Annotated in this window: 9 protein-coding genes and 1 tRNA gene; 7 read left to right on the top strand and 3 right to left on the bottom strand. The window is 74.7% G+C overall.

The annotated features are described in order from the left end of the window. Positions 1-18: 18 nt before the first annotated feature. From ACYSMR_RS06975 to upp, 3 genes are all read right to left on the bottom strand, one after another. The gene (locus tag ACYSMR_RS06975; RefSeq protein WP_461747767.1) at positions 19-558 is read right to left on the bottom strand and encodes a SixA phosphatase family protein; all 540 of its coding nucleotides are present in this window, start codon (positions 556-558) and stop codon (positions 19-21) included. A gap of 84 nt (positions 559-642) precedes the next feature. Continuing rightward, positions 643-1,467, bottom strand: coding sequence for a winged helix-turn-helix domain-containing protein (locus tag ACYSMR_RS06980; RefSeq protein WP_251331733.1), 825 nt, complete (start codon positions 1,465-1,467; stop codon positions 643-645). A gap of 502 nt (positions 1,468-1,969) precedes the next feature. Beyond that, entirely contained in the window at positions 1,970-2,605 is a 636-nt protein-coding gene (gene upp, locus ACYSMR_RS06985; protein WP_461747768.1) for a uracil phosphoribosyltransferase, read from the bottom strand. Between the two features lie 96 nt (positions 2,606-2,701). Between upp and tadA the strand changes: the two genes are divergently transcribed. The 7 genes from tadA (at position 2,702) to ACYSMR_RS07020 (ending at position 13,120) form a co-directional block, all read left to right on the top strand. After that, positions 2,702-3,274 carry a tRNA adenosine(34) deaminase TadA gene (gene tadA, locus ACYSMR_RS06990; protein ID WP_461747769.1) on the top strand — a complete coding sequence of 191 codons (573 nt, stop codon included), beginning with the start codon at positions 2,702-2,704 and terminating at the stop codon, positions 3,272-3,274. A gap of 29 nt (positions 3,275-3,303) precedes the next feature. Beyond that, positions 3,304-3,393 (top strand) — tRNA-Ser (locus ACYSMR_RS06995). 161 nt (positions 3,394-3,554) lie between these two features. Then, a complete protein-coding gene (locus ACYSMR_RS07000) occupies positions 3,555-4,397 on the top strand; it encodes a thioesterase family protein (protein WP_461747770.1) in 843 nt (280 codons plus the stop codon). A gap of 95 nt (positions 4,398-4,492) precedes the next feature. After that, entirely contained in the window at positions 4,493-4,819 is a 327-nt protein-coding gene (locus ACYSMR_RS07005) for a 2Fe-2S iron-sulfur cluster-binding protein (RefSeq protein WP_251331737.1), read from the top strand. 84 nt (positions 4,820-4,903) lie between these two features. After that, positions 4,904-7,786: an FAD-binding and (Fe-S)-binding domain-containing protein gene (locus ACYSMR_RS07010; protein ID WP_461747771.1), complete on the top strand. Its 2,883-nt coding sequence runs from the start codon at positions 4,904-4,906 to the stop codon at positions 7,784-7,786. A gap of 143 nt (positions 7,787-7,929) precedes the next feature. After that, entirely contained in the window at positions 7,930-8,064 is a 135-nt protein-coding gene (locus tag ACYSMR_RS07015) for a hypothetical protein (protein ID WP_461747772.1), read from the top strand. Continuing rightward, positions 8,057-13,120, top strand: coding sequence for an Lhr family ATP-dependent helicase (locus ACYSMR_RS07020; RefSeq protein ID WP_461747773.1), 5,064 nt, complete (start codon positions 8,057-8,059; stop codon positions 13,118-13,120). The genes ACYSMR_RS07015 and ACYSMR_RS07020 overlap by 8 nt, the downstream gene beginning before the upstream one ends. Positions 13,121-13,122 lie beyond the last annotated feature (2 nt).

A 13,122-nucleotide genomic window follows, 5' to 3' on the forward strand; every position in this document is an offset into this window, starting at 1 on the left:
CGTGGACGCTCGCGCCGCTCAGCGCCGGCCCGAGGACGGGCGCGGCACCGAGAAGTCCACCAGGCGCGCGTCCGCCCCGTCCAGCGCGGCCCAGGGACCGGGGACCTCGAAGGCGGCGAGGGCCGCGGTGGGGCAGCCGTCGGCCAGCGCCATGACGGCGTCGTAGTCGGAGTCGGGGGTGGCGAGCCGCAGCGCGGCGTCGCGCAGGCCCGGGAGGTGCCCGATGACCAGCAGCGACTCCACGGTCTCCGGCACGTGGTTGACCACGGCCAGGATCCGCGCGTCCCCGGCGGCATAGAGGGAGTCCTCGAGCTTGGCCGTGGGGGCGAGCTCGCCCAGCACGCTGCACAGCCACGTGCACGTCTGCCGGGCCCGCAGAGCGCTCGAGCACAGGATCATGTCGGGGACGTGGCCCCGCTCCAGCAGACGGCGCCCCGCCTCGGCGGCCTCGGCGGCCCCGCTCGGGTCCAGCGGACGGTCGTGGTCGGCCACGCCCTGCGGGTGGTCCGCCTGCGCGTGGCGCATGAGGACGAGCTTCTTGACGTCGTGGCGGTTCATCGGTTCATGATGCCACGCCGCACCCCGGGCACGGGCCGGCCCCGACCCCGCGGTGGGCGGGTCCGGGGCCGGGTGGAGTACGGGTCAGATCGAGTACTCGGGGGCCGCCCAGACGACGACCTCCGGGTGCTCGTAGAAGCGGTAGCCCTGGCCGCGGACGGTGCGCACGGTGTTGGCGAGGCGGCCGAGCTTGGAGCGCAGCCGGCGGATGTGCACGTCGATGGTGCGCTCGTTGGGCACCTCCTCCGCGTCCCGCCACAGGCTGTGCAGCAGCTCGTGGCGGCCCACGGTCCGGGTGCCGTTCTCCACCAGGTAGTTCAGCAGCTCGAACTCCTTGAAGGTGAGGTTGAGGATGCTGCCGTCCAGGAAGACCTCCCGCCGGGAGAGATCGATGAGCACACCGGTGGACTGGTTGGTCTTCGTCTCGGTGGTCGGCGCGGGAGCGGCCGGGACAGCGGGACGGACGGTCCCCGAGGTGGGATCGCCCAGGGCGTTGCGGACGACCTCGAGGTCGGTCCCGGCGGTGTTGGCCGGCGCGAGCGCGACGGCGGCGTAGGAGTCGGCCTCGGGCACGAGCTGCTGGGCGTACGCCCTGATGCTCTGGACCATCTTGACCAGCGAGGTGCCGTTGGCCGCCGCGGTCTCCTCGTTGAGGCCCACGTAGATCACGAACCCGCGCGCCTCGTTCTCCTGGACCTGGGGGCGCGGCGCGGTCTCGCGCGGCAGGCGCGTGGGCAGCGGGGCCTCCCCCGGTGCCGTCGGCAGGGCGCCGACCGCGGTGCGGAGGCTGCGGTAGTCCGCCGGCGCCGCCGGCGAACGGTCGCGGCCCGGCTGGGGGCGGCGAGCACCCCGAAGGTCTCCCGCACGATTGCGTTGGGAGATGTGAACGTATCCCGGCGTACCTGACATCTGGCAGTCCCTCGTCTCTGCGTCGATCGGTGGGCGGACTCCTCGCCCGCCCGGGGCGCCCGCACCGCGGGACGCCCCTGCCACCACCAGCCCACGGATCCGCCGCTCCGTGGCCCCCGGAGTTCTCCCGGAAGCTGAGAAATCCCTGAATGTGGCAACGGCAACATCCTCCCCCACCATTCGCAAGGGTGCAAGAAACAATTAGGCCACTATCTCAGGATGTGAGATGAGCGCACCTGCGGCAGGACCGAACAGACAAAATGAACCTCCTTCACTTCATCGTGCCGGGGGTCGAAGAAGGTTGCGGCCGCGGAATATCAGGGTTCTTACCGCCCGCAAGCGTTCTGAGCAGCCCTAAGCACATCATGGGCAGCACGTCAATCGCCCCACTTCGGTGGACATCCCGTCTCACTATCCGGACGACTGTCCACGCGCACGAGGGCCCGCCGACGATGTCGGCGGGCCCTCGCCGGCAGGGCGTTCCTCGAGCTGCGGTCCGGCGTCAGTCCACCACGCCGTAGAGGCGGTCCCCGGCGTCACCGAGACCCGGCACAATGTAGGCGCTCTCATCGAGGCGTTCGTCCTTCGCGGCCAGGACGATGTTGACCTCCGAGTCGCCGAGCTCCTCCTCGAGGGCGGCGAGCCCCTCGGGGGCCGCGAGCAGGCAGACGCAGGTGATCTGCTCCGCTCCGCGGCGGTAGAGGAACTTGATGGCCTCGCGCAGGGTGCCGCCCGTGGCGAGCATCGGGTCGAGCACGAAGACCTGGCGGCCGGTCAAGTCGTCCGGCAGCCGCTCGGCGTAGGTGATGATGTCCAGGGTGTCCTCGTTGCGGGCCATCCCGAGGAACCCGACCTCCGCGGTGGGGATCAGCCGGGTCATGCCGTCGAGCATGCCCAGGCCCGCCCGCAGGATCGGGACGACCAGGGGCCGCGGCTTCGACAGCCCCACACCGGTGGTCCGGGTGACCGGCGTGTCGATCTCCACGGGCTCCACGCGGACGCCCCGCGTGGCCTCGTACGCGAGCAGCGTCACGAGCTCCTCGACGAGCAGTCGGAACACCGGGGACGTGGTGTCCTTGTCCCGGAGCACGGTCAGTTTGTGTGCCACCAAAGGGTGGTCGAGAACGGTCACTCGCATGGACCAAAATTACCACCGGGGCCGGAACCGCCCGCCGGGTCGTCCCGGCCCCGTCCCGACCGACCGTCCCGGCAGCCAGTCCACGAGAGGACCCGCATGGCCCTGCCCGTCCGCACCCGTCCCCAGGCGCAGGCCGAGGAGTGGATGCGGCTCGCCCTCGACGAGGCCCGGGCCGCGCTCACCACCGGCGACGTGCCGATCGGCGCCGTCGTCGTCGGCCCGGACGGCACCGTGGTCGGCCGGGGCCGCAACCGCCGAGAGGCCGACGGCGACCCCACCGCCCACGCCGAGATCCTCGCCCTGCGCGACGCCGCCCGCGCGCTGGGCAGCTGGCGCCTGGACGGCTGCACCCTCGTGGTGACCCTCGAGCCCTGCGCGATGTGCGCCGGAGGGATCGTCCTGGCGCGCGTGCCGCGGGTGGTGCTGGGTGCGTGGGACGACAAGGCCGGCGCGGCCGGGTCCGTGCTCGACGTCCTGCGGGAGCGCCGGCTCAACCACTGGGTCGAGGTCACGGGGGGCGTCCTGGCCGACGAGTGCTCGCGGCTGCTCCTCGACTTCTTCGCGGGGCACCGGCGCGGCGCCCCGGGGGACGCACCGGGCCCGGCGGCGGACGACGACGCCGGCCAGCCCACCCCCGCCCCCGGCGGATCGCGGGCTTTTGGCGGTTGAGCGGGCCAGCCGGTAGAGTTCTGCGAGCTGGTGACGTGTCCGAGCGGCCGAAGGTGCATCACTCGAAATGATGTTTGGTGTAAAAGCCAACGAGGGTTCAAATCCCTCCGTCACCGCCACCCCGGAAGGCCCCGGCTCCACGTGGAGCCGGGGCCTTCCGCGCGCCCGGGCGCCCCTCCCCTCCCCGCCGCGGTGGAGGACCGCACCGCCCGCCACCTCCGGCCAGGCCCGCTAACGTGGTGCCGACCACAGCGCCCGCCGCCCGGCGGGAAGGCGGAGCATGACGGAGACGGCGCGGCCGGCGGAGGCACCGGGACACCTGGGCGCGGACGGGGAGGACTTCCCGGACGCCTACTTCGTGCGGCTGGACGGGACCCGGTTCCGCTCGACGCTGCACTCGCAGGGCGCGTGGAACGACGCGGAGCAGCACATGGCGGCCGCCTCCGGGCTGCTGGCCCACGCCGTGGACGTGGACCACCCCCGCGAGGACATGCTGCCGGCGCGCTTCTCCTACGACATCCTGGGCTTCATCCCGGGTGGCGAGGTCGAGGTGCGCACCCGGGTGCTCCGCCCGGGCCGCACCATCGAGCTGCTCGAGGCGACCATGAGCCACGGGGGCCGCTCCTGCATCCGGCTCACCGTCTGGCGGCTGCTCCGCGGCGAGACCTCGGAGGCCGCGGGGACCCTGCGCCCGGCCATGCCCCCGGTCTCCGACGCCGTTCCCACGCACATGGGCGACCGCTGGGGCGGCGGCTACATCGGCTCGATCGAGGCCCGCACCGTGCGCGAGCACCGGCCCGGCAGCGCCGCCATGTGGCTGCGGGCGCCGCACGCCGTCGTCGACGGCGAGGAGGCCTCCGTCACCGCGCGGTTCCTCGCGGCGGTGGACGCCGCCAACGGGATCGCGGTGCGGGTGGGCCCCGACGAGCTGGCCTTCCCCAACGTGGACCTCAGCGTCCACCTGGTGCGGGATCCGGTCTCCCCGTGGGTGGGCCTGGACACCCACGTGACCTTCGGGCCCACGGGGGTGGGGCTCACCGAGTCGGCCCTGCACGACGAGGCCGGCTACCTCGGCCAGGTGGCCCAGGCCCTCACCGTGCGGCCCCTGCCCGCCGCCCGCTGAGCCCTGCGCGGGACGCCCCCGGCGCGACCGTACAATGGGCGGCGGGATTTCCGACGTCGAGACCAGGGGCGAGCGCGCCCCGAGGAGGCCATCCAGTGAGCAGCATCCAGATCACCGTGATCGACCGCGAGGGCAACCGCACCGAGGGGGTCGAGTGGAAGGACCACGAGAGCCTGATGGAGGCCCTCACCCGCCACAAGTACCCCATCCTCGCGACCTGCGGCGGCAACGCCTCCTGCTCCACGTGCCACTCGTACCTCGACGCGGCCTCCTTCGCGAAGACCAACGAGATCAACGACGAGGAGGAGGACCTCCTCGACATGCTCGACGACACCCGCCACGACACCTCCCGGCTGAGCTGCCAGGTCGAGTGGTCCGAGGACCTCGACGGCGCCGAGGTCACGATCGCCCCCGAGTGGTGAGCCGCCGTCCCTGCGGGGACGGCCACCAGCACTGATCAGCAGCACCGGACGGACCGGCGAACCCGCCGCGCAGGAAGTGGACCCATGACCGATATCCGAGACGACCTCACCACCCGCGCCGCCTATGTCTCCGACGCGTCCATCTACCGGCGGCTGCCGGAGGCGGTCGCGGAGCCGCGCAGCGTGGAGGAGGTGAGGGAGCTGCTGTTGTTGGCGAAGGAGCGGGGGTGGCCGGTGACTACCCGGGGTGGGGGGACCTCGGTGGCGGGCAACGCGATCGGGGAGGGGCTGATCATCGACACCTCCCGGCACTTCAACCGGATCCTGGCGATCGACCCGGAGGCGAGGACGGCGACCATCGAGCCGGGGGTGATCTGCGACCAGCTGCGGGCGGCGGCGGCCGAGTTCGGTCTGACCTACGGCCCGGATCCCTCGACGCATTCGCGGGCCACGATCGGCGGGATGGTCGCCAACAACGCCTGCGGCTCCCACTCCGTGGCGTGGGGCACCTCCGCCGACAACCTCGTGGCGCTCACCGTCATGCTCGCCGACGGGCGGGAGGTGGAGCTGCACGCCGGCGGGACCTCCGACCCCGGGATCACCCGGGCGCTGACGGGACTGCGGGACCGGCACCTGGCGATGCTGCGCACCGAGCTGGGCCAGTTCCCGCGCCAGGTCTCCGGCTACGGCCTGCACTACCTGCTGGGGGAGAAGGGCTTCGACGCAGCCAAGGCCTTCGCCGGCACGGAGGGCACCTGCGGGATCATCACCCGGCTCACGGTGCGCCTGGTGGCCAAGCCCGCCCACACGGCCCTGGCCGTGCTGGGCTTCACGGACGCCTTCGAGGCCGCGACGGCCGCCCCGAAGCTGCGCGTGCCCGGGGTGTACACGATCGAGGGCATGGGCGCGGACCTGGTGGAGGCCCTGCAGACCCGCCCGGGCCGGGAGCAGTCGGGCTCCGAGCTGCCGGCCGGCGGGGGCTGGCTGTACTGCGAGGTCGGCGCCGACACCCTCGCCGGGGCCGAGGCCAGGGCGCGGCAGCTGCCGGGGCTGGTGCCCGAGCACGTGGTGGACTCGATCGTGGTGGCCGAGGCCCCGCTGGCGCGGGCCCTGTGGGGGATCCGGGAGGCCGGGGCGGGCATCGTGACCCGCCTGCCCGACGGCGGGGAGGCCTGGCCGGGCTGGGAGGACTCCGCCGTGCCCCCGGCGCGGCTGGGGGAGTACCTGCGCGATCTCTACGACCTGCTCCAGGAGCTGGGCCTGACCGGCATCCCCTTCGGCCACTTCGGGGAGGGCTGCGTGCACATCCGCATCTCCTTCGACTTCGCTGACGAGGCGGGGGTGGCCGTCTACCGGGCCTTCATCGAGGCCGCCGCCGAGCTGGTCCACCGCTACGGCGGGTCCGTCTCCGGGGAGCACGGCGACGGGCGGGCCCGTTCCGAGCTGCTGGCCACGATCTACTCGCCGGAGGCGCTGGGGGCTTTCGCGGAGTTCAAGGCCGTCTTCGACCCGGGCAACCTCTTCAACCCGGGCATCCTCGTGGAGCCCGAGCCCATCGACCGGGGGATCCGCCCGGGTCCCGGGGCGCGGACCTTCGAGCTCACCCCGGTGCACGCCTTCGCCGCCGACGGCGGGTCCTTCGCCGGGGCGGTCAACCGGTGCGTGGGCGTGGGCTCGTGCCGCTCCGACGTCGGGGCGATGTGCCCGTCCTTCCAGGCCACCGGCGACGAGGTCCACTCGACCCGGGGCCGGGCCCGCACGCTGGCCGAGATGCTGCGCGGGGAGACGATCACCGACGGCTGGAAGTCCAAGGAAGCCCTCGAAGCGCTGGACCTGTGCCTGTCCTGCAAGGCGTGCGCGACCGAGTGCCCGGTCAACGTGGACATGGCCACCTACAAGGCCGAGTTCCTCCACCACCACTACGGCCAGGGCCTGCGCTCCTTCCTCGGGGCCAACCGCCGCCCGATGGCCCAGTTCACGATGGGCTGGATGCCGCTGCTGATGCGCCTGGTGGAGAAGGTCCCCCTCGCCTTCCGCGCGATCAACCTCGCCGAGTCCAACCGGGCGGTCGAGGAGCTGACGAAGCGGCTGGGCGGGATCGAGCCCAAGCGGCGGATGATCACCTTCGCCGACCAACCCCTCACCCGCTGGTTCCGCAAGCGCCAGGCCCACCCCTCCGGCGGGCGGCGGGCGGGCGAGGACGCCGACGGGCGTCAGACCGTGGTGCTGTGGCCGGACACCTTCACCAACTTCTCCGCCGACGCCCCCGGCAAGGCGGCCGTGGAGGTCCTGGAGGCCATGGGCTACCGGGTGCTGATGCCGATGGGCAGCGTGTGCTGCGGGCTGACCTTCCACTCCACCGGCCAGCTGGAGATGACCCGCAAGGTCCTCACCGACACCCTCGACGTGATGGAGCCGCTGATCGCCGCCGGCTACCCGATCATCGGCCTCGAGCCCTCCTGCACCGTGATGCTCACCCACGAGATCCTCGAGATGCTGCCCGGGGACCCGCGGGCGCGGCGCGTGAGCGAGCTGACGACGACGCTGGGGGCCTTCACCGCCCGCCACCTCGAGCTGGGCCGGCCGTGGCCCTTCGGGCAGCTGGCCGGCGAGACCGGCCCGGCCCAGGCGGTGTGCCAGGTGCACTGCCACCAGAAGTCCATGCTCGGCTACGACCCCGACCTGAAGGTCCTGGCCAAGCTCGGGGTGGACACCGAGGTCGTGGGCGGGGGCTGCTGCGGGCTGGCCGGCAACTGGGGCTTCGAGCCCGGCCACTACGAGGTCTCCCAGACCCTCGGCGAGAAGGCGCTCTTCCCGGCCGTCCGCGCCGCGGCCGAGGACACGATCGTGCTCGCCGACGGCTTCTCCTGCCGCACCCAGATCACCCAGGGCACCGGCACCGACGGCGTGCACCTGGCCCAGGTCCTGCGCTCCGCCCTGCCCCCACAGGAACCCGGCCAGCAGTAGCAGGGTCGTGCGGGGGCCCCTCCGGGCGAGGCGCCGCTCCCGGAGGCGTGTCGGTGCCCCCGCCTAGAATGGAGGACCTGGGAGGCGGCCCGCCTCCTCGGGGCGTGGCCGCCCACGACGTCCGCACGAGGAGGATCGCCCCCATGCCCTCTCCCGCCTCCCACCCCGCACCCGGCGCCGCGGCGGGCGGCGCCGGATCCGTCGTCGTGCCGTCCGGCGCCGGGGCCTGCGGCGCCACGCGAGCCCAGCAGCCGGTGATCCGGGGCTCCGGTGGCTGACGCGGCGCTCGCACTCTTCACCGCACCCACCCGGACCTGGTTCGAGGGGGCGTTCGCCGCGCCGACCGACGCCCAGGAGGGCGCCTGGCGGGCGATCGCGGCGGGGCACCACGCCCTGATCGTGGCCCCCACGGGCTCGGGCAAGACCCTGGCCGCGTTCCTGTGGGCCCTGGACCGCTTCGTGGCCGAGGCGATCCCCCGCCCGGCGCGCCCGGGCGCCTCCGGGGCCTCCCGGGCGGTCGCGACCCCGGGCCCGGGGGCGCAGGACCCTGCGGCCGGGACCACCGTGTCCGGGACCACCGCGGGGGCGGACACCGGCGGGAGCCTGCGGGCCAAGGCCCGCGCGGCGAGCGCGAAGGGCGAGCGCCGCGGCACCCGGGTGCTCTACATCTCCCCCCTCAAGGCCCTGGGCGTGGACGTCGAGCGCAACCTGCGGGCCCCGCTGATCGGCATCACCCAGACCGCCCGGCGCCAGGGCGCCGAGCCGCCCGAGATCAGCGTGGGCGTCCGCTCCGGGGACACCCCGCAGGCGATCCGCCGGGCGCTGCTGACCAACCCGCCGGACATCCTCATCACCACGCCCGAGTCGCTCTACCTGATGCTCACGTCCAAGGCGCGGGAGACCCTCACGGACGTGGAGACGGTCATCGTGGACGAGGTGCACGCCGTGGCCGGCACCAAGCGGGGCGCGCACCTGGCCGTGACGCTGGAGCGGCTCGACGCCCTCCTGGAGAAGCCGGTCCAGCGGATCGGGCTGTCCGCGACCGTCGAGCCGATCGAGACGGTCGCGCGGTTCCTGGGCGGCCGGGAGCCGGTCTCCGTCGTCGCCCCGCGGGCGGACAAGAAGTGGGACCTCGCGGTCTCCGTGCCGATCCCGGACATGACCGTGCTGGGCGGGCCCAGCGCGTCGCCGTCCCTGGCGGGGTCCGGCTTCGGCGACGACGACCTCGACGCCCTCGGGCCCCAGGCCACGGCCTCGATCTGGCCGCACGTCGAGGAGCGGGTCGTCGACCTCGTCCTGGAGAACCGCTCCACGATCGTGTTCGCCAACTCCCGCGGCCTCGCCGAGAAGCTCACCGCCCGGCTCAACGAGATCTACGCCTTCCGCCTCGAGCACGCCGCGCAGGACGCACCGGACGGGCCCGGAGCCCCGGCCGGTCCCGGCCCGTGGGACGGTGGCGCCGGGGGCCCGGCGGACACCGCCCCGCAGCAGGTGGGGGACGTCCTGCGCGACGCCCTGGCCGGGCGGTCCGCCCCCGGGCACGCCACCGGGTCGGGCACGGGGCCGTCGGCGCCCGAACCGGCCGAGCTGCGCCGGCAGACGGGCCGCTACGAGGGGGCCGACCCCGTGCTGGCGCGCGCCCACCACGGGTCGGTGTCGAAGGACCAGCGGGCGCTGATCGAGGACGACCTCAAGACCGGGCGGCTGCGCTGCGTCGTCGCGACGTCCTCCCTGGAACTGGGCATCGACATGGGCGCCGTGGACCTCGTGGTGCAGATCGAGGCCCCGCCCTCGGCGGCCTCGGGCCTGCAGCGGGTGGGCCGGGCGGGCCACCAGGTGGGCGAGATCTCCCGCGGCTGCGTGTACCCCAAGCACCGCGGGGACCTCCTCGACGCGGCGGTGACGGTGGAGCAGATGCTCCGGGGCCGGATCGAGCCCCTGGCCGTGCCCGCCAACCCGCTCGACATCCTGGCCCAGCAGACGGTCGCCGCGACCGCGCTCGGCCCCGTCGACGTCGAGGAGTGGTTCGACACCGTCCGCCGCTCCGCCCCCTTCCTCGCCCTGCCGCGCTCGGCCTTCGACGCGACGCTGGACCTGCTCTCGGGCCGCTACCCCTCCGACGAGTTCGCCGAGCTGCGCCCGCGCGTCGTGTGGGACCGCGAGACGGGCACCGTGGAGGGCCGGCCCGGCGCGCAGCGGCTGGCCGTGACCTCCGGCGGGACCATCCCCGACCGCGGCCTGTTCGCCGTCTACCTCGTGGGCGAGCAGGACGGGAAGAACTCCCGGCGGGTGGGTGAGCTCGACGAGGAGATGGTCTACGAGTCCCGCGTGGGCGACGTGATCGCGCTGGGCGCCTCCAGCTGGCGGATCGAGGAGATCACCCACGACCGGGTCATCGTCTCCCCCGCCCCCGGGGTGCCGGGCAAGCTGCCCTTCTGGCACGGGGACCGGCCCGGGCGGCCCGTGGAGCTGGGCCGGGCGGTGGGCCGCTTCGTCCGCGAGCTCGCCGGGGCCCCCGACGACGACGCACGCACCCGCCTGCGCGGGGCCGGCCTGGACGAGTGGGCGGCCGACAACCTGCTGGCCTACGTGGGCGAGCAGCGGGAGGCGGTGGGGCAGGTCCCCTCCGACACCCTCTTCGTCGTCGAGCGCTTCCACGACGAGCTCGGCGACTGGCGCGTGGTGCTGCACTCCCCCTTCGGGATGCCGGTGCACGCCCCGTGGGCCCTCGCGGTGGGCGCGCGGCTGCAGGAGCGCTACGGGCTCGACGGCTCCGCGCAGGCCGCCGACGACGGCATCGTGCTGCGGGTGCCCGCCATGGAGGACGAGCCGCCGGGCGCCGAGCTGTTCCTGTTCGATCCCGACGAGCTCGAGCAGATCGTCACCGAGCAGGTGGGCGGCTCGGCGCTGTTCGCCTCCCGCTTCCGGGAGTGCGCCGCCCGGGCCCTGCTCCTGCCGCGCCGCGACCCCGGCCGGCGCACGCCGCTGTGGCAGCAGCGCCAGCGCTCGGCGCAGCTGCTCGACGTCGCCCGCAAGTACCCCCAGTTCCCGATCATCCTCGAGACCGTGCGCGAGTGCCTCCAGGACGTCTACGACCTGCCGGCGCTCAAGGCCCTGCACCAGGCGGTGGAGCGGCGGGCGATCCGCGTGGTCGAGACGACCACGGAGCAGCCCTCCCCCTTCGCCCGCACCCTGCTGTTCGGCTACGTCTCCCAGTTCCTCTACGAGGGCGACTCCCCGCTCGCCGAGCGCAAGGCCGCGGTGCTCTCCCTCGACACCGCGCTGCTCAACGAGCTGCTGGGCCGGGCGGAGCTGCGGGAGCTGCTGGACCCGGACGTGCTCGAGCGCACGGAGGCGGAGCTGCAGCGCCTGGCCCCGGACCGCCGGCTGCGCGGCGCCGAGGGTGCCGCGGACCTGCTGCGCCTGCTCGGCCCGCTGACCACCGCGGAGGCGGCCCGCCGGCTCCAGGACCCCGGGGAGCCGGACGCCGCGTGCCCCGAGGACGTGGCCGCCGGGTGGCTCGGCGAGCTGGTGGGCGCGAACCGCGCCCTGCGGGTGCACCTGCGCGGCGTCGAGCACTGGGCGGCGATCGAGGACGCCGCCCGGTTGCGCGACGCCCTCGGCGTGCCCCTGCCGATGGGCGTGCCGCTGGCCTTCGTCGAGCCGGTGGCGGACCCGCTGGCGGACCTCGTCTCCCGCTACGCCCGCACCCACGGGCCCTTCACCGTGGACGAGGCCGCCGGGCGGCTTGGGCTGGGCGTGGCCGTCGTGCGGACCACGCTCGAGCGGCTCGCCGCGGACCGGCGCGTCGTCGAGGGCGAGTTCCGCCCCGCGGAGTGGCTCGCGCAGCGCGGCGCCGCAGCGGCCTCGGAGTGGTGCGAGGCGGAGGTGCTGCGCCGGATCCGGCGCCGCTCCCTCGCCGCGCTGCGCCGCGACGTGGAGCCCGTCCCCGGCCAGGTCTACGCCCGGTTCCTCCCGGCGTGGCAGCACGTGGGCCGGGGGAACCAGCTGCGCGGCGAGGACGGCGTCCTGACCGTCGTGGACCAGCTCGCGGGCGTGGCCGTGCCGGCCTCCGCGTGGGAGCCCCTCGTGCTCGCCGCGCGCGTGGCCGACTACCGGCCGGAGCTGCTCGACGAGCTCACCGCCTCCGGGGAGGTGCTGTGGTCCGGGGCGGGCTCCCTCGCGGGCGACGACGGGTGGGTGTCCCTGCACCTGAGCGAGGCCGCCGCCCTGACCCTGCCGCCCGCCGAGGTCCTCGGCGGGCGCGCCGCCGCCCTGGACTCCGCGCTGGAGCGGCGGGTGCTCGACGCGCTCGGCACGGGCGGCGCCTGGTTCTTCCCGCAGCTGCTGGGCCTGCTCGACGCGACCGGGGACCCCGTGCCCGCCGCCGAGCTGACCACGGCGCTGTGGAACCTCGTGTGGGCGGGGCTCGTCACCAACGACACGTTCCTGCCGGTCCGCGCGCTGCTCTCCGGGGGCCAGGCCGCCCACCGGCACAAGCCCCGGGCCGCGCGGGGCCGCTCGACCGTGCGTCGCGGCGCCGCCCGGCTGCGCACGGGCGGCGCCGCGACGGGCGGGGGCCTGCGCGCGGGCGCGGCGACGCTCGACCGGCACGACTCCCCGCTCGTGGCCGGGCGCTGGTCGCTGCTGCGCCCCGAGCCCCTGGACCCGACGCTGCGGGCCTCCGCGACCGCCGAGCTGCTCATGGACCGCTACGGCGTGGTGACCAAGGGCCCCGTGGCGGTCGAGGAGATCCCGGGGGGCTTCGCCACGATGTACAAGGTGCTGTCCACGCTCGAGGACACCGGCCGGTCCCGGCGCGGCTACTTCGTCGAGGGCCTGGGCGCCGCCCAGTTCGCGCAGGCCGCCACGGTGGACCACCTGCGCACGTTCAGCACCGACGACCAGGTCCGCACCGAGGAGCCCGTGGCGCTCGCGCTGGCCGCCACCGACCCCGCCAACCCGTACGGCGCCGCCCTGGAGTGGCCGGACCCGGTGGCCGCGGCCTCCCCCGACGGCGGGGCCGGCGCGGCGCGGCACCGGCCCGGGCGCAAGGCGGGCGCCGTCGTCGTGCTCGTGGACGGGGCCCTGGCCCTGTACGTCGAGCGCGGGGGCCGCACCGTCCTGGTCTTCACGGACGACGCCGGGGTCCTGGCGGCCGCCGGGCCCGCCGTGGCCGAGACCGTCCGGCGCGGCGCCGTGGACAAGCTCACCGTGGAGAAGGTCAACGGCGCCGAGGTCCTCGGCCAGGGCCCGCTCGAGACCGCGGTGCGGGAGTCCCTGCTGGCCGGGGGGTTCTACTCGACCCCGCGCGGGCTGAGGATGCGCCGGTGAGC

The sequence above is a fragment of the Kocuria sp. U4B genome, assembly GCF_054875615.1.